Annotated in this window: 26 protein-coding genes; 14 read left to right on the forward strand and 12 right to left on the reverse strand. The window is 72.5% G+C overall.

Annotated elements, in window-relative coordinates:
- Positions 1-93 precede the first annotated feature (93 nt).
- The gene (locus OG344_RS00765) at positions 94-297 is read left to right on the forward strand and encodes a CopG family transcriptional regulator (RefSeq protein WP_327047230.1); all 204 of its coding nucleotides are present in this window, start codon (positions 94-96) and stop codon (positions 295-297) included.
- Complete coding sequence (locus tag OG344_RS00770; RefSeq protein WP_327047232.1) at positions 294-683, forward strand: type II toxin-antitoxin system death-on-curing family toxin; 390 nt, start codon at positions 294-296, stop codon at positions 681-683. Before OG344_RS00765 ends, OG344_RS00770 begins: the two co-directional genes overlap by 4 nt.
- Positions 684-791: 108 nt before the next feature.
- Here OG344_RS00770 and OG344_RS00775 read toward each other — a convergent pair whose 3' ends face one another.
- Genes OG344_RS00775 through OG344_RS00785 form a run of 3 tightly spaced genes read right to left on the reverse strand, consistent with a single transcriptional unit; the run spans position 792 to position 2,913 of the window.
- Positions 792-1,787 carry a pirin family protein gene (locus OG344_RS00775; RefSeq protein WP_405086515.1) on the reverse strand — a complete coding sequence of 332 codons (996 nt, stop codon included), beginning with the start codon at positions 1,785-1,787 and terminating at the stop codon, positions 792-794.
- Entirely contained in the window at positions 1,784-2,119 is a 336-nt protein-coding gene (locus OG344_RS00780) for a GNAT family N-acetyltransferase (protein ID WP_327047234.1), read from the reverse strand. The genes OG344_RS00775 and OG344_RS00780 overlap by 4 nt, the downstream gene beginning before the upstream one ends.
- A 23-nt stretch (positions 2,120-2,142) precedes the next feature.
- Positions 2,143-2,913: a pirin family protein gene (locus OG344_RS00785; RefSeq protein ID WP_327047235.1), complete on the reverse strand. Its 771-nt coding sequence runs from the start codon at positions 2,911-2,913 to the stop codon at positions 2,143-2,145.
- Between the two features lie 96 nt (positions 2,914-3,009).
- Between OG344_RS00785 and OG344_RS00790 the strand changes: the two genes are divergently transcribed.
- Positions 3,010-3,501, forward strand: coding sequence for a MarR family transcriptional regulator (locus OG344_RS00790; RefSeq protein WP_327047236.1), 492 nt, complete (start codon positions 3,010-3,012; stop codon positions 3,499-3,501).
- Here OG344_RS00790 and OG344_RS00795 read toward each other — a convergent pair.
- From OG344_RS00795 to OG344_RS00805, 3 genes are all read right to left on the reverse strand, one after another.
- Positions 3,494-4,099, reverse strand: a complete 606-nt coding sequence (locus tag OG344_RS00795; protein WP_327047237.1) for a CBS domain-containing protein — start codon at positions 4,097-4,099, stop codon at positions 3,494-3,496. The two genes, OG344_RS00790 and OG344_RS00795, sit on opposite strands and share 8 nt — an antisense overlap.
- 12 nt (positions 4,100-4,111) lie before the next feature.
- On the reverse strand, positions 4,112-5,236 hold the full coding sequence (locus tag OG344_RS00800) for a CapA family protein (RefSeq protein ID WP_405086516.1): 1,125 nt from the start codon (positions 5,234-5,236) through the stop codon (positions 4,112-4,114).
- Between the two features lie 140 nt (positions 5,237-5,376).
- Positions 5,377-6,189 (reverse strand): class I SAM-dependent methyltransferase, encoded by an 813-nt coding sequence (locus tag OG344_RS00805; protein ID WP_405086517.1) that lies wholly within the window; start codon positions 6,187-6,189, stop codon positions 5,377-5,379.
- A 118-nt stretch (positions 6,190-6,307) separates the two neighbouring features.
- Here OG344_RS00805 and OG344_RS00810 point away from each other — a divergent pair, with 118 nt between their 5' ends.
- The 3 genes from OG344_RS00810 to OG344_RS00820 all read left to right on the forward strand — a co-directional run bounded on the left by OG344_RS00810 (position 6,308) and on the right by OG344_RS00820 (position 9,685).
- The gene (locus tag OG344_RS00810) at positions 6,308-7,255 is read left to right on the forward strand and encodes a DNA polymerase domain-containing protein (RefSeq protein ID WP_405086518.1); all 948 of its coding nucleotides are present in this window, start codon (positions 6,308-6,310) and stop codon (positions 7,253-7,255) included.
- Positions 7,256-7,401: 146 nt separating this feature from the next.
- Positions 7,402-9,027, forward strand: a complete 1,626-nt coding sequence (locus OG344_RS00815; protein WP_405086519.1) for an MFS transporter — start codon at positions 7,402-7,404, stop codon at positions 9,025-9,027.
- A gap of 16 nt (positions 9,028-9,043) precedes the next feature.
- A complete protein-coding gene (locus tag OG344_RS00820) occupies positions 9,044-9,685 on the forward strand; it encodes a TetR/AcrR family transcriptional regulator (protein ID WP_405086520.1) in 642 nt (213 codons plus the stop codon).
- Between the two features lie 122 nt (positions 9,686-9,807).
- On the opposite strand, the gene OG344_RS00825 is transcribed toward OG344_RS00820, so the two are convergent.
- Positions 9,808-10,635 carry an SAM-dependent methyltransferase gene (locus tag OG344_RS00825; protein ID WP_405086521.1) on the reverse strand — a complete coding sequence of 276 codons (828 nt, stop codon included), beginning with the start codon at positions 10,633-10,635 and terminating at the stop codon, positions 9,808-9,810.
- Between the two features lie 151 nt (positions 10,636-10,786).
- On the opposite strand from OG344_RS00825, the gene OG344_RS00830 reads away from it, so the two are divergent.
- The 3 genes from OG344_RS00830 to OG344_RS00840 all read left to right on the forward strand — a co-directional run bounded on the left by OG344_RS00830 (position 10,787) and on the right by OG344_RS00840 (position 12,457).
- Positions 10,787-11,182, forward strand: coding sequence for a VOC family protein (locus OG344_RS00830; protein ID WP_327047244.1), 396 nt, complete (start codon positions 10,787-10,789; stop codon positions 11,180-11,182).
- A 100-nt stretch (positions 11,183-11,282) separates the two neighbouring features.
- The gene (locus OG344_RS00835) at positions 11,283-12,137 is read left to right on the forward strand and encodes an ACT domain-containing protein (RefSeq protein ID WP_405086522.1); all 855 of its coding nucleotides are present in this window, start codon (positions 11,283-11,285) and stop codon (positions 12,135-12,137) included.
- A 179-nt stretch (positions 12,138-12,316) separates the two neighbouring features.
- Positions 12,317-12,457: a hypothetical protein gene (locus OG344_RS00840; protein WP_327047246.1), complete on the forward strand. Its 141-nt coding sequence runs from the start codon at positions 12,317-12,319 to the stop codon at positions 12,455-12,457.
- Between the two features lie 19 nt (positions 12,458-12,476).
- Here the strand turns inward: OG344_RS00840 and OG344_RS00845 are convergent, their stop codons facing one another.
- Positions 12,477-13,124, reverse strand: a complete 648-nt coding sequence (locus OG344_RS00845; protein WP_405086523.1) for a protein-L-isoaspartate O-methyltransferase family protein — start codon at positions 13,122-13,124, stop codon at positions 12,477-12,479.
- A 119-nt stretch (positions 13,125-13,243) separates the two neighbouring features.
- Positions 13,244-13,804 (reverse strand): cysteine hydrolase family protein, encoded by a 561-nt coding sequence (locus OG344_RS00850; RefSeq protein WP_405086524.1) that lies wholly within the window; start codon positions 13,802-13,804, stop codon positions 13,244-13,246.
- 132 nt (positions 13,805-13,936) lie between these two features.
- On the opposite strand from OG344_RS00850, the gene OG344_RS00855 reads away from it, so the two are divergent.
- Positions 13,937-14,365 carry an RrF2 family transcriptional regulator gene (locus OG344_RS00855; RefSeq protein WP_405086525.1) on the forward strand — a complete coding sequence of 143 codons (429 nt, stop codon included), beginning with the start codon at positions 13,937-13,939 and terminating at the stop codon, positions 14,363-14,365.
- A gap of 73 nt (positions 14,366-14,438) precedes the next feature.
- Positions 14,439-15,623, forward strand: coding sequence for an FAD-binding oxidoreductase (locus tag OG344_RS00860; protein ID WP_405086526.1), 1,185 nt, complete (start codon positions 14,439-14,441; stop codon positions 15,621-15,623).
- Positions 15,624-15,648: 25 nt separating this feature from the next.
- Here the strand turns inward: OG344_RS00860 and OG344_RS00865 are convergent, their stop codons facing one another.
- Positions 15,649-16,455, reverse strand: a complete 807-nt coding sequence (locus OG344_RS00865; RefSeq protein WP_405086527.1) for an SAM-dependent methyltransferase — start codon at positions 16,453-16,455, stop codon at positions 15,649-15,651.
- A 139-nt stretch (positions 16,456-16,594) separates the two neighbouring features.
- Positions 16,595-18,238 carry a GH1 family beta-glucosidase gene (locus OG344_RS00870; RefSeq protein ID WP_405086528.1) on the reverse strand — a complete coding sequence of 548 codons (1,644 nt, stop codon included), beginning with the start codon at positions 18,236-18,238 and terminating at the stop codon, positions 16,595-16,597.
- A gap of 398 nt (positions 18,239-18,636) precedes the next feature.
- Between OG344_RS00870 and OG344_RS00875 the strand changes: the two genes are divergently transcribed.
- Together OG344_RS00875 and OG344_RS00880 are read left to right on the forward strand one after the other, a co-directional pair.
- The gene (locus OG344_RS00875) at positions 18,637-19,650 is read left to right on the forward strand and encodes a LacI family DNA-binding transcriptional regulator (protein WP_327047253.1); all 1,014 of its coding nucleotides are present in this window, start codon (positions 18,637-18,639) and stop codon (positions 19,648-19,650) included.
- A 98-nt stretch (positions 19,651-19,748) separates the two neighbouring features.
- On the forward strand, positions 19,749-20,054 hold the full coding sequence (locus OG344_RS00880; protein ID WP_327047254.1) for a DUF6401 family natural product biosynthesis protein: 306 nt from the start codon (positions 19,749-19,751) through the stop codon (positions 20,052-20,054).
- Between the two features lie 79 nt (positions 20,055-20,133).
- Here OG344_RS00880 and OG344_RS00885 read toward each other — a convergent pair whose 3' ends face one another.
- Complete coding sequence (locus tag OG344_RS00885) at positions 20,134-21,129, reverse strand: mechanosensitive ion channel family protein (RefSeq protein ID WP_405086529.1); 996 nt, start codon at positions 21,127-21,129, stop codon at positions 20,134-20,136.
- 357 nt (positions 21,130-21,486) lie between these two features.
- On the opposite strand from OG344_RS00885, the gene OG344_RS00890 reads away from it, so the two are divergent.
- Positions 21,487-24,423, forward strand: coding sequence for a beta-galactosidase (locus OG344_RS00890; RefSeq protein WP_405086530.1), 2,937 nt, complete (start codon positions 21,487-21,489; stop codon positions 24,421-24,423).
- Positions 24,424-24,489: the final 66 nt, after the last annotated feature.

Below are 24,489 nucleotides of genomic sequence, written 5' to 3' on the forward strand. Positions count from 1 at the left end.
TCTCACCGGCTCGGTGCCCACGGGCGGAACCCTTCAGGTGACAGCCGTCGGTGTGCCCGAGGGATGTCACCGGAAAGCGGTACCATCAGAAGCATGGCTGAGACCAGGCTGCGCCTTCCGGATGAGACCTATGAGCAGATCAAGCAGATAGCCGGTGGTGACGCGCAGAGCGTCAACTCCGCCATGGTCGTCGCCATCGAGGAGTACATCGCCCGGCGTCGGCGCGAGCGCTACGGAGCGATGGGCAGGAAGATCGCGCAACGCGATCGCGAACTGCTGGATCGCCTGGCGCGATGACCTCCTTTCCCACGACAGAGGACATTCTCGCCCTGGCCGCGGCCGTTCTCCCCACGGTGGACGTCCGCGACGGCGGCCAGTTGCACGCGGCGGTGCTGCGTCCGCAAACGTCGGTGTTCGGCGAGGACGCCTATCCAGACCTGTGGGAGAAGGCCGCCGCGCTGATGCACAGCATCGTTCTCGGCCATCCCCTGGTGGACGGCAACAAGCGGCTGGGGTGGTCCGCGGCCGTCGCCTTCCTTGAGGACAACGGGGAGACGCTGGAGTACCGAGACGTGGACGAGGCCGAGAGCCTCGTCGTGTCGCTCGCGAAGGGCGAGCTGGACGACATCCCCGATCTCGCTCGCCGTCTTCGAGGCCTGCGCGGCGATCCGGCACCGGCGTGAGTCGCGAGTGCCGGCGGCGTGAGAGCGTCGGCTCGGCTCACGCCGCCGGCTCGTCTCCGAGCCTCTGACCACGGCCCGTCGCGACCACCCGGGACAGTGGGGTGGAGGTCAGGGCAGGCGGTGGCCGTGGCGGTCGCGGGCCTTCAGCCGTACGGTGGGCATCTCGGGCGCGGGCAGCGGCTCCTGGCCGCCGGGGACGACGCCGAAGCGGGCGCCGCGCGCCCAGTCGTCGCGGGCCGCCGCGATCTCCTCGTGCGTACGGCCGACGAAGTTCCACCACATCACCAGGGGTTCCTCGAACGGCGTCCCGCCCAGCACGAACAGCCGCGCGGGGCCGGTGGTCTCCAGCGGCACGTCCGCACGGCCCTGCCCGAGGTAGAGCAGCGACCCGGGCGACAGCGCCGCCCCGGCCACCTCCGCCGTGCCGGACATGGCCAGCACCGCCGTCTCGAAGGCCGGGTCGACCGGCAGCCGGTGGCGTCCGGGGCCGCCGAACAGCACCTCGGCCCCGAGCAGCGGGGTGTGCGCCCGCGCGGGCGACCGGGCCGCCCCCACCTCCCCCACCACGACGGTCACCGTGACGTTCCCGTCGCGCAGCACGGGCAGCGCGGCGTGGTGCTCGAACCGCGCCTCGCCGTGCCGGGCGTCCTCCGGCAGCGCGACCCACAGTTGCAGCCCGTGCATCTCCGCCGGGTGGTCCGGCGGCGACTGCTCGGAGTGGGCGATCCCGTGGGCCGCGGTCATCAGGTTGAGCTGCCCCGGCACGATCGCCTGGACGTTGCCGAGGCTGTCACGGTGCAGGATCTCCCCCTCGGCGAGCCAGGTCACCGTCTGCAGTCCGGTGTGCGGATGCGGCGGCACCCGCATGCCCGGCCGGCCGCGCACGTCGTCCGGCCCGAAGTGGTCCACGAAGCACCACGCGCCGACCATCCGGCGCGGGCGCTGCGGAAGCAGCCGGCGCACCGTCGTGTACCGGCCGAGCGGCACGTCGTGGCCGGGCAGGAGCACGCTCTCCGGCATCGCCTCGGCGGCGACCGTGCAGCCATACAGAACCGTGCCGCCGTACGGCGCGGGCTCCCCCCGGCTCGGCGGACCGGCGGTCATCCGGCCGCCTCGTCGCCGTCCAGCGAGAACCGGGCCCGCCGGTCGGCCGGCACCAGATCGACGTACTCCCGGTGCCGCGCGATGTACCGCCGTACGAACGGGCAGTAGGGCAGGACCGACAGCCCGGCGTCGCGCGCGGCGTCGAGCGCGGCGCGGACCAGCGTCGAGCCGAGGCCGCGGCCCTCGAACGCGGAGTCGATCTCGGTGTGGGTGAAGGAGATCGCCTGCCCGTCGAGCCCGTAGGCGGCGAAGCCGGCGAGGACGCCGTCAGCGGTGATCTCGAAGCGGCGCGCCTCCGGATTGTCGGCGACCTTCGGGTCTGTCTGCTCCATCGGTGTCTGTCCTTCCCGGATAGTCACGCGGCGATGGTCGCGTGCATCTCCCACACGAGGATCTCGGCGGGCTCGGTCGCGGTGACCTTCTGCCCGCCGGTGGCGGTGAACCGTACGGCGTCGCCGGTCTCCAGCATGCCCGCACCCTCCAGGGCGACGGCGCCCCGGGGCACGAACAGGTGCAGGAACGGCGCCTCGGGCAGTTCCACGGACTGGCCGGGCTCCAGACGGGCGGCGTACAGCGCGGCGTACCGGTTCTTGATCCGGATGGCCGCGGCGCCGTCGTGCCTGTCCATGCCGGAGGCCACCGGCACCAGGCCGCCGGCCAGCAGGTCGCCCTCGATCTCCAGCTGCTCGTACCCGGGGGTGATGCCGGGCTCGTCGGGGACCACCCACATCTGGACGAAGTGGACAGGCTCGTCATGGGCGCCGCCGCCGGTCAGCCGCCAGGAGTCGTTCTTCTCCGAGTGCAGGATGCCGGTGCCCGCACTCATGCGCTGGGCGAGCCCCGGGTAGATGACCCCGGAGTGGCCCTCGGAGTCCTGGTGGACCAGGGAGCCCCGGAGCACCCAGGTGACGATCTCCATGTCCCGGTGCGGGTGCGTCTCGAACCCGGTGCCCGGGTGGACGGTGTCGTCGTTGTTCACCAGCAGCAGGCCGTGGTGGGTGTTGCCGGGGTCGTGGTGGCCGCCGAACGAGAACGAGTGCTTGGAATCCAGCCAGGAGATGCGGGTGGAGAAGCGCTCGGCCGCCCTGCGGACGTCCACACGGGGGGTCGGCCTGGTCGTGGTCATCGGAACCCTTTCCTCGTCGCCTTGTAGATGATGCATCATCTACTGATGCCCCACAACATAGATGACGAGTCATTGATTCCGGATAGTCTGGACGGCATGGACAGCCCACGCTGGCTCGACGCGGACGAACAACGCGCCTGGCGGGCCTACCTGCGCATGCAGGGGCGTCTCGCGGCTCGGCTCAACCGGGAGCTGCAGGCCGGCTCCGGCCTTTCCCTGGCCGACTACGAGGTCCTCGTGCACCTCACCGACAGCGCCGACGGGCGGCTGCGGCCGTTCGAGCTGGAGCGCGGCCTCCAGTGGGAGCAGAGCCGCCTGTCCCACCACCTGACCCGCATGCAGCGGCGTGGCCTCGTCCGCCGCGAGGAGTGCGCCGAGGACGGCCGGGGCGCGTTCGTCGTGATCAGCGAGGAGGGCCGCCGCGCCATCGCCGCCGCCGCCCCGGGGCACGTGGAGACCGTACGCCGCCTGTTCTTCGACGGGCTCACCCGCGAGCAGGTCGCCGCGCTCGAACGGCTGGCCGCCGCGGTGCTCACCCGCCTCGACCACGACAGCCCCGGCGACGACCGCGACCACGATCTCAGCTGATCAGTCCTTCGGGGAAGACGACGCCGGCGACGCCGGGGACGGTCCGGACGACCATCTCGGCGATGCGGGCCGACCGCTCGTCGCCCGGACCGTACAGCTCGACGACGCCGCTCCGCACGGCCGCGCCGAAGGACGCCGTTTCGGCGCAGTCGCGCAGCGCCGCGAGCACGTCGTCGCGGATCCGCCCGTCCCCCTGGACGAGCAGCCCCATCAGGTCGCGCCGGCTGACGATGCCGACGAGGTCGTCGTCACGCACCACCGGGACGCTCTTCACCCCGGTCGTGATCATCAAATCCAGGAGGTCCATGACGTCGGCCGCGTCGCCCACAGTGGCGACGCGCGGCGTCATGACCTCCTCGACGAGCGCGGGCGGCCTGCCGGTGGGCAGGGCCTCGGGACGCAGGAAGGCCCGGGGATCGGTCTCGAACTCGCCGCGCAGCAGATCCATCTCGCTGACGATGCCGACCATCCGTCCGGGCCGTTCGACCACCGGCGCGGCCGTGATGTCCTGCTCGTACAGCAGGCGGACGGCCTGCCTGATCGTCGCCGTGCGCCGCACCGTCACCACCGGCGCCGTCATGATCTCGTGGACCAGCATCGTGATCACCTCCTATCCGGCCGGCGCGAGGACGAGCGTCCCGCCGGGCGCCGGCCCGGTCCGCGCGCCGAACCTCCGGCCGATCCGGTCGAGGGTCCCGCGCAGCCACTCGCGGTCCTCGTCACCGGCGTGCCGCAGTCGCATGCGTACGGCCCGCATCGGCGCCATCCGCAGTTCGCGCAGCCGCCCCGACGCGGCCTCCACCGTCGCGAAATACAGCAGCCGCAGGTCGTCGCGGTACTCCTCACAGCCGGTGATGCCCTCGTAGTCGTCGATGAAGTCGCCGCAGCCGTAGAGGATCAGCCGGTCCCGGTACACCTCCGCAGGGCGGGGGTGGTGCGAGGAGTGGCCGTGGACGAGGTCGACGCCGCCGTCGACGAGCGCGTGCGCGAACCCGGCCTGGTCGTCGCCGACCTCGTAGCCCCAGTTCGACCCCCAGTGGACGGAGATGACCACGACGTCCCCCGGCCGCCTGAACGGCCGTACGCGGTGGACGGTCTCGGCCGCGCAGTCGGGGGACGGCGCCGGGAGGAAGGCCACCCCGGGCCGGTCCCGCCGGGCCGCCCACCCGCCCGGGACGCCGCTGGACGGCATCGCGGCCGCGAACACCAGCACGCGGCCGCCGCCGGGGAGCGGCACGACCGCGGGCCGCCACGCCTCGTCCTCGTCGCGGCCGGCCCCGGCCCGGCCGAGCCCCGCCTCCGCCAGGACGTCGAGCGTCTCGGCGAGCCCGCGTACGCCGAAGTCGAGCACGTGGTTGTTGGCCAGCACGCACACGTCCGGCCGGGCCATGGTCAGCGCGGGAAGGTTGGCCGGGTTCATCCGGTAGTGCACGGCCTTGTCCGGCGCGAAGTCGCCGGCCCGGGTGACGCTCGTCTCCAGGTTGAGCACACGGACGTCGGGAGCGGCCTCGTCCAGCACCTCCAGCGCATCGCCCCAGGGCCAGGAGTAGGCGGCCGGGCGCGGGATCGGGCCGTTCGCCGCCTCGGCCAGCTCGACGTACGCCCCGGCGTCCCGGACGTGCGGCTCCCGCAGGGCGGGATCACCCGGGTGCGGGAGGATCTGGTCGACGCCGCGCCCGAGCATGACGTCTCCGCACAGGAACAGGGTGACCGGATCCCCCGCCGCCGACCGCATGCCAACCCCCCGATGGCCCCCCGATGGCCCCCCGATGGCCCCCTCATGACCCCCCTGACGACCGGGCAGGGCCCGTCTTCCGCGGGTCACACCCCGATCCTCCCCCGTGAACGGCCGCGTCACCACAGCGGGGAGGGTGGTCAGCCCACCCGGCAGAGGATCTCGCCGTGCACGACGCTGAACCAGCCGTCGGCGCTCGCGCCCCACTCCCGCCAGCCGTCGGAGATCCGCCGCAGGTCGTCCAGGGTGGCGTGACCGCCCTCGATCACCCGGCTCGCGTAGGAGGACTGGAGGGTGCGGTCGGCCCACAGGCCGCTCCACCACGCCCGGTCCTCCGGGGTGGCGAAACACCAGGTGGACGACGACGAGGTGATCTCGGCGAAGCCGGCCTCCCCGGCCCAGGAGCGCAGCCGCCGCCCGGCGTCGGGCTCGCCGCCGTTGGCCCGGGCGACCCGGTGGTAGAGGTCCAGCCAATCGTCCAGCGCGGGGACCAGCGGATACCAGATCATGCCGGCGTAGTCGGAGTCGCGCGCCGCGACGACGCCGCCCGGCTTCGTCACGCGCCGCATCTCGCGCAGCGCGCCCACCGGGTCGCCGACGTGCTGGAGCACCTGGTGGGCGTGCACGACGCAGAAGGAGGCGCCGGGAGCGCCGAGCGCGTGCACGTCGCCGGTCGTGAAGCTCACGTTGCCGACGCCACGCCGTGCCACCTCCTCCCGGGCCTGCTCCAGCACGGCGGGGGCGTTGTCGAGGCCGACCACCGCGCCCTCCGGCACGTACGCGGCCAGGTCGGCGGTGATCGTGCCGGGGCCGCAGCCGACGTCCAGGACGCGCATGTGGGGCTTCAGCGCGCTCAGCAGGTACGCCGCGGAGTTGGCGGCGGTGCGCCAGCGATGGGAGCGCAGGACGGACTCGTGATGACCGTGTGTGTAGACGGCCGATTCGTGTGCCATGCCGCCAAGATTCCATACGTCTCGCTATTTGAGCAATTGTGTCTCATATTCAGAGATGGCATCGAGGGACGCCGGGGTCGCGTTGATTTCCGGCGCCGGTCGCGGGCATGGTGACCGGATGACCAGCGATGAGGTTCGCGACGGAGTCACGCTGACCAATCTCGATCAGCCGTTGTTCGACGGCGCGGGGGCGGCCAAGCGCGACCTGGTCGACTACCTGGACGCCGTACGCGACCGGATCGTCCCGGTGCTGCGCGACCGGCCGCTGTCCGTCGTGCGGGTCCGGCAGGGCCAGGCGCCGTTCATGCAGAAGAACGTGCCCTCGTACGCCCCGGACTGGGTGCGGACGGTCACGGTGTGGGCCGAGTCCTCCCAGCGGCGGGTGTCGTACGCGCTGTGCGACGACCGGCGGACCCTGCTGTGGCTCGCGAACCAGCGGGCGGTGGAGTATCACCCCGCCCTCGTCCACGCGGGCCGCCGGGACCGGCCCACCCACCTCGTGCTCGACATCGACCCGCCGTCGGCCGAGGCGTTCTCCCGGGCCGTCGGCGCCGCCCGCCTGGTCGCCCGGGCACTCGCCGGCGCCGGGCTGTCGGGTGCGGTGAAAACCAGCGGCGCCAAGGGCCTGCACGTGTTCGTGCCGCTGGAGGGCGAGACGACGGAGGACGTTGCCGCCGCCACCCGCGCGCTCGGCGTCCGGGCCGAACGTCTCGACCCCGCCCTCGCCACGACGGCGTTCATCCGGGAGGACCGGGGAGACCGGGTGTTCGTCGACTCGACCCGGTCCGGCGGGGCGACCGTCGTCGCGGCCTACAGCCCGCGCGTACGGCCCGGCGTCCCGGTCTCCTTCCCGGTCGCGTGGGACGACCTGGACCGGATCACACCCGGCGACTTCACCGTGCGCACGGCGGCGCGCCTGCTGCGCGACGACGATCCCTGGGCCGATCTCATGCCGGAGCCCCAGCGTCTCCCCCGCGACCTCGTCGAGGAGGGCCACACGATCCCGGTCGCCCGCGTGCAGGCCATGCACGAGGGCAGACGCCGCGCCCGCGCCCGACGCGGATAGCCGTCCAGGACGGTTCGCGACCGGCCGTCGCCTATCCGCGCCGGGTTCCCGACGGGTTCGCCTGGTCCCACTGGTTCCAGCTGGTTCAGCCGATTCGGCTGATTCGGCGGGCAAGTTGGCGACATGGCGTTGCTATAGTTCGCGACATGACGTCGCCAACCTTGGGCCCGACACGCCAAAGCTGGGTCCCTCTCGTCGTGCTCGCCACGGGCGTGTCGATGGTCGTCATCGACGCCACGATCGTGAACGTGGCGGTGCCCGCGATCCTCGCCGACCTGCGCCTCGGCGCGACCGACGTGGAATGGATCAACTCGGTCTACTCCCTGATGTTCGCGGCGCTGCTCATCCCGTTCGGGCGGATGGGCGATCTCTATGGCAGGCGCCGCCTGTTCGCCCTCGGCGTCGCGGTCTTCCTGCTGGCCAGCGTGCTGGCGGCGGTGTCGGTGAACGGGCCCATGCTGATCGCCGTACGGGCGGTCCAGGGCGTGGGAGCCGCGATGGCCGTCCCGATGACCCTCGCGATCATCAACCAGATCTACACGGGACGGCAGCGGGTCATCGCCTTCGCCGTCTGGGGCTCCATCATCGGCGGCATGGCCGCCGCCGGCCCGCTGGCGGGGGGCTGGCTCGTCACCGAACACGGCTGGCGTGCGGCGTTCTGGATCAATCTGCCGATCGCCGCGCTGCTCCTGCTCGGCTCGCTGCGCGTGCCCGACTCGCGGGCCGGGCACGCTGCGGGCACCGATCTCGCCGGGCTCGTCCTCGCCGTGCTCGGCACGACCGGCGTGGTCTTCGCGCTGATCGAGGGCCAGAAGTACGGCTGGTTCGAGCCGCGGCGGACCGCAGACCTCTTCGGCCTGCGGTTCGAGAGCGTCTCCCCCGTGCCGTTCGCCTTCGGCGTCGGCATCCTCGCGCTGGTCGCCCTGATCGTGCGCGAACGGCGGCGCGAGCGCGCCGGCCTGCCCGTGCTCGTCGACCTGACGCTGTTCGAGCTGCCGAGTTTCCGCTACGGCTCGATGACGGCGGTGATCGTGGCGCTCGGCGAGTTCGGCATGATCCTCGTGCTGCCGCTCTTCCTGCAGTCCGCGCTCGGCTACACCGCCTTCCGGGCCGGTCTCGTCATCGCCGCGCTTGCCCTCGGCACCTTCCTCGCGGGCGGGCTGGTCCCCCCGCTGTCGAAGACGTTGTCCCCGCGGGCCATCGTGCGGATCGGCCTGGCCCTGGAGGCGGTCGGCGCGGCCGGCATCGGCCTGTCCCTCGCGCCGGACATGGGCGCCTGGCGGCCGGTGCCGTGGCTGCTCCTCTACGGCGCGGGCATCGGCTTCGCCACGGCGCAGCTCACCGGCGTCCTCATGGCCGACGTGCCGTCGCGTCTGTCCGGCGGCGCGTCGGCGCTCCAGAGCACGGTCCGCCAGCTCGGCGCGGCGCTGGGAGTCGCCATTCTCGGCGGGGTGCTGGTGTCCGGACTCGGCTCGGCCGTCGAGCGTGGGCTCTCCGACCGGCCCCAGCAGGTGCGCACGAGCGTGGCGCGCGCGGTCGAGGAGAGCGCCGGCGCCGCCATCCCCGCGCTCCGCGACCCGGCGATCCACGCGGCGGCGGTCGAGGCCGCCGCCGAGGCGACCCGCAGGGTCACCTTCATCACGGCGCTGGCGCTGCTCGCCGGGGTCGGCATCACCCTCCTGCTCCCCCGTACGCCGGTCGGGCGGGACGAGTCTCCGGAACAGGTCGCGGCGGGCGGGCCGGATACTGGAGGTCGCGAGCCGGACATGTGACAGCCCTGGAGGGGAGATGCCGAGGATCAGCGCGGCGACCGTCGCGGCCCACCGGGCCAACCAGCACGCCGCCCTGCTCGACGCGGCGCGGGAGATCCTGGCCGACGAGGGCGTGCAGGCGCTCACTCCGGCGGCTGTCGGCGCCCGGATCGGCCTGGCCCGCTCCAGCGTCTACCGCTACTTCGCCTCCACCGCCGACATCCTCGCCCAGCTCGTGGAGGACGCCTTTCCCCGCTGGTCCGCGCGCCTGCGCGCCGCCGTCGCGCCCGCGGGCGGCACGCTGCCGGACCGGATCCGCGCGTACGGCAGGGCGGCGCTCGACTTCGTCGGCAGCCCCGACTACGCGCTGATCCCGGCGCTGCAGACGATCGGGCTGCCGCCCGAGTGCCGGGTCAGGGTGGAGGAACTGCACGGCGAGCTGACCGCGCCGCTCGCGGACGCGCTGCGCGAGGCCGGGATGGACCACCCCGCGCTGCGGGCCGACCTGGCCTGGGGCGTGGTCCGCGCGGGAGCCCGCCATCTGGCGCCGGACATCGCCGGGCGCGAGACGGCGCCCGCCGAAGACCCCGCCGAAGATCCCGCCGAAGATCCCGGCGCGGAGCCTCCGGAAAGGATCGTCGAACTCACCCTCGACATGCTCACCCGGGCGCTGTGCTGACCCGTGGCCACCGGCCTTGTGGCCGCTGACCCCCTGGCCGCCGACTCCGGACCTCCCCCCGAGACGGGAGGGGACGGTCGAAGGGGCCGGAGCCGGGGACGGCCCCAGTCAGGGCATACGGCTCAGGGCATCCGGCCGACCGCCCCGAAGATGCCGGTCCCGCCCATGTCGACCGGCACGTCCCACGGGACGTCGGGCCGCCACGCCTGCACGGGCACGAGGCCGGGCTCCAGGATCTCCAGGCCGTCGAAGAACGACGCGATCCGCTTGAAGGGCCTGCCCACGAGCCCGCCGGAGGAGGTGGCCGCGTACACCTTCTTGCTCTCCAGGACGACCTCCTCGGCCACGTCGTCGTTCGTCCGGATGTGCGACAGCACCAGGTGGCACCCCGGGGTCAGCCGCTCGCGGATCCGGGCCGTGATCCGGTCGGCGTCCTCGTCGCCGGTCACGAAGTGCAGCACCGAGACCAGCAGCACCGCGAACGGCCGGGTGAAGTCGATGTGGGCGCGCACCTCGGGGTCGTCGAAGGCGGTGTCCGGGTCCCGCAGGTCTCCGGCCACCACGATCGTCTCGGGGTTGTCGGCCAGCAGCGCCCGCGCGTGCGTGAGGACCACCGGGTCGTTGTCCACGTACACCACCCGCGCTCCGGGGGCGTGCCGCCGCGCGACCTGGTGGACGTTCTCCTGCGTCGGCAGGCCCGCGCCGATGTCGACGAACTGCGTGATCCCCGACTCGGCCAGGAGCCGCACCGCGCGCCGCAGGAAGCCGCGGTTCTCCCTGGCGACCTCCCGGCCGTCGTTGCCCATCTGCCGCCCGATGGCGAGCATCTTCTCCGCGGCCTCCCGGTCGGCGGCGAAGTTGTCCTTTCCGCCCAGGTAGTAGTCGTACATCCGGGCGATGTTCGGGATGGTGGGATCGACGCCCTCGGGCGCCCTCCTCGAGTCGTCCAAGCGTCTGCCCCTCGCCTATGGAACCGCTTTCACGCATTGTAGGCGAGGAGCCGGTCGAAGATCATCACCCTGGGGTCATCATTCCGCGATTGGAGAACGGTGCGGGGGGCAGCGGCTCGACGACGAGCCCGGGACGACCTCCGGAGGACGCGTGACGCCACGACTCACCCTGTCGGCGGCGGTGCTCGACGCACCGGACGCCCGGGAACTCGCGGCCTTCTACCAGCGGCTGCTGGGCTGGACGATCGACTCCGACGAGCCCGGCTGGGTGACGATGCACCCGCCCGGAGGCGGCGCCGGGTTGTCGTTCCAGACCGAGAAGGAGTACGTGCCGCCGGTCTGGCCCGCCGGGCCGGGGGACCAGCGGATGATGCTGCACCTGGACATCGAGGTGGACGACCTGGAGACGGCCGTGGCGCACGCGACCGGCGCCGGGGCGACGCTCGCCGGCCACCAGCCCCAGGACGACGTAAGGGTCCTCCTCGACCCGGCGGGCCATCCGCTCTGCCTTTGGATCAGGACGGACGGCTCCATACCGGAACCGTGATGATCCGTTGATTCGGGCGGCGGCCCGGTGAGAGCGGATTAATGCGGGCGACACCCCACGGACGGTGACCGCGTAACGGCGCCGGGTCAGACTTCCGGGCATGAGCGAACCGAGAAACGCCGCCGGCGAGGGCGGCCATCCGGCTCCCGGCCCGCTTCACCGGCATCACGGCGCCCGGTCCTGGCGGCGGGAGATCGCGGAACTGGCCGCGCTCTTCCTCGCCGTCGGGCTCGCCCACGTGCTCGCCACTCTGCTCGGCCACCGCGACCCCGGCCCGGTGGTGCTCGTCTCCATCGGACTGGCCCTGATCGTCGGCTCGGCCGTGCACAAGAGACTGTCGGCCCCGGGGGCCGTACGCGGGCGCGTCCGCCCGGGGACCGATCAGGCGACCAGCCTGTGGCGGGTGCGGGCCAGGGTCGCCGAGCGCCCCGGCCGGCTCGCCGCGCTCGCCGGGGCCTTCGCCCGGCTGGGCTGCAACATCCTCTCCCTGCAGATCGCCCCGGCCGGCAGCGCGGCGATGGCGCGGGGCGGCTGCGACGCCCTGGACGAGTTCGTCGTCGAGGCCCCGGCCTCGCTCACCCCGCAGGACCTGTGGCGCGCCGTCGACCGGGCCGGCGGCGTGGACGCCGTCGTCGTCCCCGCCCAGGTCAAGGACCTCATCGATCCCGGCATCCAGGCGCTGCTGCTGGGTCAGCGCGTACGGGACGATCCGGGCGAGCTGCTCGCGGCCATGACGGAACTGCTGCGCACGGCGGACGTCCGGTGGCGGGAGCCCGGTGAGCCGGCCGCGGACAGGACACCGGGCACCGTGATGACGGTTCCGGTGCATCCCGGCGCCACTCTCGTGGTGACGAGACGGGATCTGCCGTTCACGCCGACGGAGGCGGCGCGGGCCGCCGCGCTCGCGGCGGCGGCCCGGCACCGTCAGTGGGCCGACGACTGGCCCGGCGAATAGGACCGGCGAATAGGACCGGCGAGCGAGACCCCGCGAACGGGGCAAACCGCGACCCCAGCTCGCCGCCCTCTTATCTTCCCTAGTGGGATGATTGACCAACAAATCACCCTATATTTGGATAAAGCTCACAAGAGGTCTCGGGTTCGTTGCCGGGGCTCGCCGACAGCAAGGGCAGAACCATGAGCGTGCATGTTCACGTCCGTCTCGATGACGGCCTCGCTGTGACCGACGACGGCCGGTTGCTGGAGCTGACCCGCTGCCACTGCGGCGCCTCCTGGACCAGGGCCTACCACGTGCACGAGGGCGAACCGGAGGCCTGACGGCCCGCCTCCGCGCCCCTCAGGAGGGGTAGCCGAAACGGCCGTGGAGGCGGACGAATCTGGCCAGCGTGAGGACCTGCCGGGGTTCCAGGCCGATGACGGTGCGCTCGAAGAGCACGACCTCCTCCCGGCCGCCGGTGCCGATGGGCTGCACCAGCCGCCCGCCGGGCCGCAACTGCTCGACCAGCGGCGCGGGAACCGTGGGAAACGCCGCCGAGACGATGACGGCGTCATAGGGAGCGTGCTCACGCACGCCCTGTCCGCCGTCGCCGACCCGCACCTCCGCGTTGCGGACGCCCTGCCGCGCGAGGTTGTGCCGCGCCGCCCGCACGAGGTCGGGCCACAGGTCGACGCCGACCACGTCGCCGGCCGTGCGGGCGAGCAGCGCGGTCTGATATCCGAGGCCGGAGCCGACCTCCAGCACGTGCTCCACGCCCGTCAGCCCCAGCCCCTCGATCATCGTCGCCGACAGGGACGGCTGCGTCGTCACCTGTCCGTGCGCGATAGGGATCGGCACGTCCTCGTACGCGTGCGCGACGTGCGCGCGCGGGACGAAAGCCGCCCGCGGCGTCGCGCGCACCGCCCGGAGCAGGCGCTCGTCACGGACTCCCGCCGCCCGGACGGCCCGGACGAGGTCTTCGGGACAGGCGGCTGCGGTCACGTCCACCACGCTCACGTTCGACGCCGAGCGCGCCTTCCCCTCCGGCGGCCCGCTCTCCCCCGGTGATGCCCCCTGAGCGGCCCCGGAACCCCGGGCCCGGCCGCGCCGGCTCAGGATGTGCCGGCTCAGGATGTGCCGAAGTCCACCTCCGCCGTGGGGACGGTCGCCGCACCGCGGCCGGGGGCGGTCTGATATTGCCAGTAGAGGTTCGTGTGCGCGATCACCTGCTCCGGGGCCGGCGCGCCGTAGGCGGTGAGGTCCTCGGTGGTGTGCGCGTCGCCCACCAGCGTCACGTCGTATCCCCGGACGAAGGCCCCGTGGAGGGTCGAGCGGATGCACGCGTCGGTCTGGGCGCCCGTGACGACGAGCCGGCCCACCCCCCGCTCGGCGAGCAACGCCTCCAGATCGGTGTCCTCGAACGAGTCGCCGTAGAGCTTGTGGACGAGCGGCTCGTCGTCAGGCCGCACCAGCTCCGGCACGTACTGCCAGGCCTCGCTGTCCCGCCGCAACTCGTGCCCGTCGGAGTGCTGCACCCAGATCACCGGCACGTCCTGCGCGCGGGCCTTGCCGATCAGGGTGTCGATGTTCGCGATCACGGCGTCGCGGTCGTGCGCGCCCGCCACCACCCCCTTCTGGACGTCGATGACGAGCAGCGCGGTGTTCGGGCGGTCGGCCAGGGTCGTCATGGATGTTCCCGTCTTTCGTCGCGGATCCTGTCGCCGCCTCACCCTAGGTCCGGCCACCGACAGTTCCGCCGGACCGGAACGTCCGATCTACCCAAATTGGAGCGTGAAATACCGATTTGCTAGTGTCGAGACGTGCGGTTGACGAAGTTCACGGACCTGGCCCTGCGGGTGACCATGCGCCTGGCGGTCCTGGATCCGGGGATGTCGCTCACCACCCGCCAGGTGGCCGAGGCGATGGCGATCCCCTACAACCACACCGCCAAGGCCATCGCCCGCCTGCGGCACCTCGGCGTCGTGGAGGCACGCCGGGGACGTGGGGGCGGCCTGGAGCTGACCGGGTTCGGCCGTACGGCGTCGATCGGCTGGCTGGTCCGTGAGCTGGAGGGAGAGGAGGAGGTCGTGACCTGCGAGGGGCAGATCCCCTGTCCGCTACGGGCCGCCTGCCGCCTGCGTGGCGCACTGCGCGCGGCACAGCAGGCCTTCTACGCCTCCCTCGATCCGATCACCGTCGACCAACTGGTCTCCGCGCCCTCGGGACCGGTACTGCTCGGCCTCTCCTGACCCGCACGTACACAAAAATCCGGCAGATTCACGGCGTTTAATTCGCATATCAGATACCAATTTGGAGGATGCCATGCTCTCTCCGGAGTCGGCCGCGACCGTCCGCGCCACCCTGCCCGTGATCGCGGGGGCGATCCAGGACATCACCGCCCGTTTCTACGACACGTTGTTCGCCGACAACCCCGAGCTGCTGCGCGACCTGTTCAACCGGGGCAACCAGGCCAACGGCGAGCAGCGCGTCGCACTGGCGGGCTCGATCGCCGCGTTCGCGACCGCGCTGGTGGGCCGCCCGGGCGGGCTTCCCGGCACGATGCTGTCCAGAATCGCCGGCAAGCACGCCTCCCTCGGCGTCACCGAGGAGCAGTACGCCGTGGTGCACAAGTATCTGTTCGGCGCCATCGGCGAGGTGCTGGGCGACGCCGTCACGCCCGGGGTCGCCCAGGCGTGGGACGAGGTTTACTGGCTCATGGCCGAGACGCTGATCGGCCTGGAGCGCGACCTCTACCGCGAGGCGGGCCGGGGCTGGACGCGGGCCACGGTGGTCGAGCGGCGCGACGAGACGGCCGACGCCGCCTCCTTCCTCCTGCGCCCGGACGTCCCGCTGTCGTTCCTGCCGGGCCAGTACGTCAGCGTCCGCGTCACGCTGCCCGACGGCGCGCGGCAGATCCGGCAGTACAGTCTGTCGAACGCCCCGGGGCACGGCGACTGGCGGATCACGGTGAAGCGGGTGCGCGGTGGGAGCGCCCCCGAGGGCGAGGTCTCCACCCGGCTGCACGAGCACGTCCGGGCCGGCGACGTGCTCGACGTCTCCGCGCCGTTCGGCGATCTGACCCTGCCGGAGAGCGACGGCCCGCTGCTGCTCGCCTCGGCGGGGATCGGGGTGACCCCCGTGCTGTCGATGCTCGGCCATCTGGCCGTCACCGGGTCGGGCCGGCGGGTGGTGGTCGTGCACGCCGACCGCTCCCCCGGCGACCACGTCCACCGCGAGGAGCTGACGGACCTGGTCGCGGCCCTGCCCGGCGCCACCCTGCACCGGTGGTACGAGGACCTGCCGGCACAGGAGCTGAGCGGCCCGGCTCCGGCCGCCGGCCGGGCCGACCTGTCCGCGGTCGACCTGCCCGGGGGCGTCACCGCCTGCCTGTGCGGGCCGCTGCCGTTCATGCGGGCCGTACGCGCGCAGTTGACGGCGCGCGGCGTGGCCGCCTCCGACATCCGCTACGAGGTGTTCGGCCCCGACCTGTGGATCGCCGGGGACTGATCGGGGTTCAGCGGAGGATCGGGGTTCAGCGGAGGAGGCCGACGCCCGCGTAGCCGTCCACGCCGGGGATCCTCGGCAGCCGGGGCTCGTCGGGCTCCGGACGCCAGTCCTCGGTCACCACCAGGCCCGGCTCCACCAGGTCGAACCCGTCGAAGAACCGCAGGAGCTCGGCGTGGGTGCGGGGGGTGACGCCGGCGGCGGAGGTGCTCTTGTACAGCTCGCGCCCCTCGCGGATCTTCGCCTCGTCGAGGTCGCCGTACGACAGGTGGCTGATGGCCATCGCGCTGCCGGGGGCGAGCCGGTCGCGCAGCGTGGCCACGACGCGCCCGGCGTCGGCGCCGGGGATGAAGTGCAGCACCGCGACCATGAGCAGCCCGACGGGCCGGCTGAGGTCGAGATGCTCGTTGATCCGGGGATCGCCGAGGATGCTCTCGGGGTCGCGCAGGTCACCGTCCACCACGATCGTCGTGGTGTTGTCGGCGAGCAGGGCACGGCCGTGCGTCAGCACGATCGGGTCGTTGTCGACGTACACCACCCGCGCGCCGGGGGCGGCACGCTGCGCGACCTGGTGGACGTTCTCCTGCGTCGGCAGCCCGGCGCCGATGTCGAGGAACTGGCGGATGCCGTGATCGGCCATGAGGGTCACGGCACGGTGGATGAAGCGCCTGTTGCTCTGGACCCCCTCACGGGCGTTCGGAGTCAGCTCGATCAGCTTCTCGGCCGCCGCCCGGTCGACGGCGAAGTTGTCCTTGCCGCCGAGGAGATAGTCGTAGATCCGGGCGACGCTGGGGACCGTGACGTCGATTCCCGGCGGCCCCTGCTCCAAGTTCATCGTGCTGCCCCTGATGGCCGTGCCGTACGTTGATCACCAAGGTAGCCGACAAAACAGGATTCGGCGCGCTAAAATGGGAATTGACCGGTATGCTCGACCGATGTCGGGCGACGCCACGCCCTCGATCCCGCCTGCGACCTCAGCCCGGTTCGCCCGCCGAGCGGTCACCCCGGGGGGTGCCCGCGACCAGGACGTCGACGGGCGGACCGGTGACGACGGGACCGGCGACGTCGAAGTCGTCCAGGCCGTAACCACCCGTGTATTCACCCGTGCCGTAGCGGGCCCTCCCGTAGCCGCCCGTGCCGTACGCGACCACGCCGGGGTCGCCGATGACGGGCCCGGCGATCACCGGGTCGGTCATCACGGGGTCGATGAAGAGCGGCTCGCCGACCGGCGGATCGGCGAGCACCGGGTCGGCGATGAACTCGCGCATCCAGCGGAAGCTGGACTTCGGCGTACGCTCCTGGGTCTCGTAGTCCACGTGCACGAGCCCGAACCTCGCGGAGTATCCCCGGGCCCACTCGAAGTTGTCCATCAGCGACCAGGCGAAGTAGCCCCGCACGTCGGCGCCCGCCGTCATCGCGTCGTGGGTCGCGGCCAGGTGGTCGCGCAGGTAGTCGACGCGGCCGGTGTCCTCCAGCACGCCGTCGTCGCCGTAGCCGTTCTCGGTGATGTAGACCGGCGGCAGGTCCGGATAGCGGGTGGCCAGGCCGACCAGCGTCTCGTACAGCCCCTCGGGCTCGACCACCCAGCCCAGCCCGCTGGTGCGCGCGTCCTCCGGCGTGACGGTGCGCACGCCGAGGTCGAACGCCGTACGGCGGCCGGGGTCGGCCTCCTCGTACGGCGCGGCCGCCACGTGCAGCCGGTAGTAGTAGTTCACCCCGAGGAAGTCCACCGGCGTCCCGATGGTCTCCAGATCGCCGTCCCGCCGGAACGAGAAGTCGGTGATCCGGCCGAACGTCTCGGCCATGCCGGCGGCGTACGAGTGACCGAAGAGCGGGTCGGTGAACTGCCGGTTGACCAGCAGGTCCATCCGCCGCGCGGCGGCGGCGTCCTCCGGCGAGGCGGTCGCCGGCGCCGTGGGCGACATGTTGAGCGTCACCCCGACGCGCTGGCCGGGCCGGGCCAGTGCGCGCAGGCGCGTGACGGCGAGGCCGTGACCGAGCAGCAGGTGGTGCGCGGCGGCCAGCGCGCCGTGCCCCTCCGTGGCACCCGGTGCGTGCCGGCCCTCGCCGTACCCCACGATCGACGAGCAGTACGGCTCGTTCAGCGTGATCCAGTTCGACACCGAGTCGCCGAGCGCGTCGTACATCACCTCCGCGTAGTCGGCGAAGCGCTCCGCCGTCTCGCGGACCCGCCAGCCCCCGCGGTCCTCGATCGCCTGGGGCAGATCCCAGTGGTACAGCGTGACGTACGGCTCGATGCCGCCCTCGCGCAGGGCGTCGACGAGGCGTCGGTAGAAGTCGAGGCCGCGCCGGTTCACCGGCCCGCGCCCGTCCGGCAGGACGCGCGGCCAGGCCACGGAGAATCGGTAGGCGGCCGCCCCCAGCTCCTTCATGAGATCGACATCCTCTTGCCAGCGGTGATAGTGGTCGCAGGCGATCTCACCTGACTCGCCCCGCGCGACGGCGCCGGGCTTCCCGCAGAAGGTGTCCCAAATCGAGCGCCCCCGGCCGTCGACGTCGACGGCCCCCTCGATCTGGTACGCCGCGGTGGCAGTGCCCCAGACGAAGCCGTCGGGGAAGGCCCGCGGCCCGGAGGGGCGGTGTTCGATCGCCGTCATCCTGTGATCGCTCCAGACTCGGCGCCCGCGCACGAGTGATCGGCCCGCGCGCCGGAACCGGCCGTGCGGGCGATGGATCTGTTCCTCCGGAAGCCGCGGGTATCGCCGTACGGGACGGCGACCGGACGCGCGGGCAGGCAGAGTTTCGCAGCGGACACCGGGACTCCTTCACAGGAGAAGGGATGCGGCTGCGAGATGGCGACAGCGGCCGAGCCCGTGGCAACGAAGCAGCGTCGGCCGATGCCCGACATCACACATAAGAAGAAGGGGACATGTCAAGTCACAGAAACATAACTCTGGGAAGTTTCGATTACGGGTTGCGAGTTCCCCCGGAAGTACGTACTTTGTGAGAACGGTCCATGAAACCGGTTACAGCGAGATGCGATAGCGTTTGGTCCGTGGCAACGATCAGAGAGCTGGCGCGCCTGTGCGGCGTGTCTCCGGCGACCGTCTCCCGAGTGTTCAACAATCCCGAGGTAGTCAACGCGAAAACCAGGGAGCAGGTCCTGCGGACGGCCCGCCAGATCGGCTACCTGCCCAACGAGTCGGCGCGCACGCTGGCCACCAAGAAGTCCTTCATGGTCGGCCTGCTGTGGGACACCGACCACCGCCGGCCCGGCTGGCGCCATCCGTTCTTCCAGGAGATCCTGATCGGCCTGAAGACGGCGCTCAGCGGGCGTGGATACCACCTGCTCATGCTCGCCACCAGCGGTGAGCACACCGACGACGCGTACGTGCGGGCCGTCCGCAGGCACAACCTGGACGGCGTGGTGATGATCGACAGCGGCACCTCGGACCCGTCGCTGCGGCACCTCGCCGAGTCGGGGGTGCCCTGTGTCAGCCTCGACCGTCCCGTGCGTGGCCCCCGGGCCACGTACGTGACCTCCGACAACCTGGGCGGCGCCCGCCAGGCCGTACGGCACCTGCACGAGCAGGGGCGGCAGGCCATCGCCACGATCACCGGGCCCGCGCACACCCGGCCGGGCGCGGAGCGCCTGCAGGGCTACCAGGAGGAGCTGGCCCTGCTGCGCCTGCCCTACCGGCCGGAGCACGTGGCCGAGGGCGACTTCTACGTCACCGGCGGGGAGGCGGCGATGCGGCGGCTGCTGGAGACGGACGAGCGGCCCGACGCGGTGTTCGTCGCGGGCGACGAGATGGCCGTCGGCGCGCTGCGCGCGATCGCGGAGGCCGGCCTCAAGGTGCCCGAGGACATCGCGGTCGTCGGTTTCGACGACATAGAGGTCGCCGCGCTCGTACCGCCCGGCCTGACGACGATCGCCCAGGACAAGGATGGTTTCGGCGCGGCCGCCGCGGAGGCCCTGGTCTCCATGATCAACGGCGCCGACGCTCCGCGGGCCCGGATCCTGCCCACCACACTCGTCGTGCGGGGCTCCAGCACACCTCCGATCTGACGGCCGCGGTCGGTTCGAAAAGAGCGGTTTCGGGTGGATTCGCCGCCGAAGCCGCTTATCGTGATGGGGCATCCATCTGCCTCACCCCCGGAGCACACGTGTCCGAGCACTCCTGGCCTGTCCGCATCCGCGCCGAGTTCGCGCAGCGGGTGCTGGACCTGCGGCACCAGCACCCGGGCCTCCTCGCCTCGCTGGACCAGCACATGGCCGCCGTCCGGCAGGCCATCTCGGGCCTCGGCGAGCGGGTCGGGCCGTCCTCGCTGCTCGCCTATCTGATCGGTTTCTGGGACGGGGCCCAGGAGAAGGGCTGGCGGACGCCGGGGCCGGACCAGCCGCTCGACTTCGCCGTGTTGCGCATGACCGCGGTCTGCCTGTTGCTCGACACCGCCGCCGAACCCGCCTGACGGCGAACGCACCCGGTACGTACGGGTGCGGGGCGCCCCCGGACGGGACGCCCCGCGAACACGGCGGAGGAGACGACGGTCAGCGGACCGGCGGCGGAGGCTCCTCCGGCGGCGTGGGCCACGAGGAATCGGGACCCGGCTCACCACGACCCACCTGACCTGGCGCCGGCTGTCCGGCCGGGCCGTCCGTGCGCCGCGCGCCCGGAGTCGCCGGGCTGATCGGAGTGGTCGCCGCGCCCGGAGCGGCCGGCGCGCCCTCCTGCGGGTACGCGGTGTGCGCCGGCTGGGCGAAGGCACCGGCCGTCTGCCGCGGGTAGGCCTCCCGCGGCATAGCCTCCTGCGGCACGTGGACGGTATCCATCGCGTCGGAGCGGCCCTGGCTGTAGGCGGCCGCCTGGGCGCGGATGGTCTCGGTCTCGGCCTCCGCGCGGTTCAGCCAGTGCTCCCAGCGCTGCTGCATGGGCCGCACCAGCCCGCCGCCGACGCCCACGACGACGACTCCGGCGACGGCCGCCAGGAAGGCGATCAGCACCGGCGTGGTGACGGTGGTCGCGACCTCGATCTGGTTGAGCGCCGCGATGACGCCGAGGCCGATGATGAAGACCGACGCGATCGTGGCGAGCGTCCTGCCGTACGACAGGGAGCCCAGCGCCGCGCTGACGATGTCCTTGACCGCCCTGGCGACGGCGGTGGCGACCACAATGATCACGATCGCCACGGCGGCCTTGGGCAGCCAGGCCACGACTCCGGCGAGCAACGCGCTGACCGGGTTGGGGCCGAAGACGGAGAAGGCGATCTGCAGCGTCACCAGCAGGATCGCGTAGTAGACCAGTTTCGCCAGCAGGTCGGACGCGTCGTACTTGCTGCGCGCGAGCACCCGTCCGACGCCGCCGCGTTCGACCCAGCGGTCGAACCCGACGCGTTCGAGCACGGCGTCGACGACCTTGCGCAGGGCCTTGGCGACCAGCCAGCCCACCACCAGGACGACGACGAATGCGAGGAACTTGGGGACGAAGGTGGCGACCGACGACCAGGCGTCGGCCACTCCTCTTCCCCAGTCGACCGGAGTGGCCATGAGTCCTCCTGTTCAGAGCCTTCCACCGCCGGGGCGGGGACCTACGAGAGCGGCAGCTACCCGGTGATCGGCCTCCCATGCGCGGCATGTGTCCGCCCCCGCACGCACGGCGACCGCCTTGTGCGGCGACGACGCAGGTCGCACCGGGCGGAATACGCCGCCGAAAATCACCCGAATTCGTCCCGCGCGCTTCGTCCCGATGCGCGGCACGATCCATGACAAGGCGGGACATGCGACAGAGAGGGCGCGATCACGGCGACGGCCCCGCCCCGGCCGTTGACGTTTGTTGGGGCGCTAGTCAAACTAATCCGGAAAGATCGCACGAGGAGACACCCCCCGACGATCGGAAGGCCGGTAATGGTGCGCAAGGTCCTGGCCGTGCTCGCGGCACTGCTCGTCCTCCTGCCCGTGCCGCTCCAGGGCCCGGCCGCGGCCGCCCCGGCGGCGCCCCGGGTCACCTACGACCACCACTCGCTCATGATCGACGGCCGTAGGGTCGTCGTGCAGGCCGCCGAGCTCCACTACTTCCGGCTGCCGAGCCCGGGCCTGTGGCGGGACGTGCTGGAGAAGATCAGGGCCGGCGGGTTCAACGCCGTCTCCGTCTACTTCGACTGGGCCTACCACTCCCCCAAGCCGGGCGTGTACGACTTCACCGGGGTGCGCGACGTCGACCGCTTCCTGCGTACGGCCGAGCGAGCGGGCCTGTACGTCGTCGCCCGCCCCGGGCCGTACATCAACGCGGAGACCACCGGCGGCGGGTTCCCCGGGTGGCTGAAGAACGTGCCCGGCCGGGGCCGCAGCAGCGACGCCGGGTTCACCCGGGCCTACCGCGACTGGCTCCACCACATCAACCCGATCATCGCCGGGCACCAGGTGGGCCGGGGCGGGTCGGTGATCCTCTACAACGCGGAGAACGAGTACGCCGCCAACACCGACGCGGCGTACATGCAGGACATCCAGGACCAGGCGCGGGCGGACGGCATCGACGTGCCGATCACCACGAACGACTGCTGCGACGCCGCCGACTGGACCTCTACCTGGGCCACGGGCCCGGGCGCCGTCCAGATCCCCGGCGTGGACGACTATCCGCAGTCCTTCGACTGCGGCAACGCCGAGACGGTGTGGGGTCCGTGGGGTGAGGGGATCACCGAGCGGCTCCGCGACGACGCCCCGGTGTTCGCCGCCGAGTACCAGGCGGGGGCCATCGACCTGGACAACGCGGGCTACGACCGGTGCCGGGACCTGACCGGCCCCGCCTACATGAAGTACTTCTACAAGTCCAACCTGATGGTGAGCGGCGCGACGCTGTTCAACTACTACATGGGTTTCGGCGGCACCAACTGGGGCTTCCTCGCCCAGCCCAACGACGTCTACACCTCCTACGACTACGGCGCGGCCGTGAACGAGGCCAGGCAGCCGACGGCGAAGTTCGACGAGTTCAAGCGGCAGGGCTACTTCCTGCAGGCCGTCGCCCCGCTGGCGAAGACCGACCCCGCGACGGCTCCCGCGACCGACAACCCGGCCATCGGGGTCGTCGCCCGGGCGAACCCGGACACCGGCACCCGGTTCGCGCTCGTCCGGCACGCCGACCGCGCCGCCGCCACCACCGACGCGGCCACGCTCTCGTGGACCGTCCCGGACGGCACGTACGCCCTGCCCGTCCAGGTCAGGGGCCGCGACGCGCACGTCCTGGTCGGCGCGTACGACCTGGGCGGCCAGCGCCTGGCGGCGTCCAGTTCGGAGATCATGACCCACGCCTACGTCGGCGGCCGGGACGTCGCGGTGCTGTACGGCACGACCGGCTCCCCGGGCGCGACGATCCTGCGCTACTCGGCGAAACCCCAGGTGAAGGTGCTGGAGGGCGACGTCCGCTGGGCGTTCGCGGGCGGCGACCTCCGCCTGGACTACACCCATCGGGGGCTCGCCCGCGTGCTGGTGACGGGCGGCGGGCGGCGGCCGCTGCTGCTCCTGCTGGGCACCGACGAGACCGCCGCGACGTTCTGGCGGGCGGGCACCGACGCCGCCCCGGTGCTCGTGCGGGGCACGTCCCTCGTCCGGTCGGCCGCCGTCGAGGGCGGGGCCGTGCGGCTCACCGCCGACACCGCCCAGGCGGGCGAGGTGGAGGTCTTCGCCGACGCGCGGGCCTCCCGGCTGCGCCTCGCCGGCAGCGCGGGCGACAAGGGAAACACGGACGACACGGACGTGCGCGTCGCCCGGACGCCGAGCGGTTCGCTGCTCGGCCGGGTGCCCGGCCCGCGCGAGGCGGCGCGCCTGCCCGCGCTCACCGGGTGGCGCGTCCACGACGAGGCGCCGGAGGCCGCACCCGGGTTCGACGACTCGCCCTGGCGGACAGCGGACACGACCACGACCGAGAGCCCGATGAAGCCGAAGACCGGGCCGGTGCTGTACGCCGACGACTACGGCTTCCACTACGGCGACGTCTGGTATCGCGGCCGCTTCACCGCGACGGGCGCGGAGACCGCCGTGGCGCTGAACGCGATCACCGGGAGACGCGGGCGCTACCTCGTCTGGCTCGACGGGCGCTACCTCGGCTCGGCCGCGGGCGGCACCCAGGCCGACGTCGACGCGGCGAACCCCGATCCGGGGCCGGGCCGCTTCACGGTCCCCGCCGGCCTGCTGAAGCCCGGGCGCACGGCCACGCTGGCGGTCCTCGTGCAGAACATGGGACACAACGACGACTGGACGGCCGACGACAACCGGTTCAAGCAGCCGCGTGGCCTGGTCGCCGCCTCGGTCGAGGGGTCGCCCGCGACGGTCGCCTGGAAGATCCAGGGCGCCCGCGGCGGCGAGGACCTCACCGACCCGGTGCGTGGGCCGCTCAACACCGGCGGCCTGTACGGCGAGCGCACCGGCTGGCACCTGCCCGGCTATCCCGACCGCTCCTGGAAGGAGGTCGCCGCCCCGGCCGCACGGCCGCTCGCGCCCGGCGTCACGTGGTATCGCACCGAATTCGGGCTCGACCTCCCCGGGGGCCAGGACGTCTCCGTGGGCCTGCGCTTCGGCGGCGCCGTCCCGGCGGGCTCCCGGACGCTGATCTACCTCAACGGCTGGAACGTCGGCCAGTACGGCGGCGACATCGGGCCGCAGAAGGAGTTCGTGCTGCCCGCCGGGCTGCTGCGCGAGCATGGCCGCAACACCCTCGCCCTGGCGGTCACCTCCACCGCGGCCACGGCCGGCGGGCCCGGCCCGATCGGCCTGTTCGCGTACGGAGCCGTACGCGGCGGGGTGCCCGTCCCGGACGTCCCGGGGCCGTCGTACCCGCTCGCCCACTGAGCCTCACCCGCCGAGCCTCACCCGCTGAGCGCCGCGTCGGCGGCGGGCCGCCCGCGTACCGGTTCC

The organism is Microbispora sp. NBC_01389 (assembly GCF_045040095.1).
Classification (GTDB): domain Bacteria; phylum Actinomycetota; class Actinomycetes; order Streptosporangiales; family Streptosporangiaceae; genus Microbispora.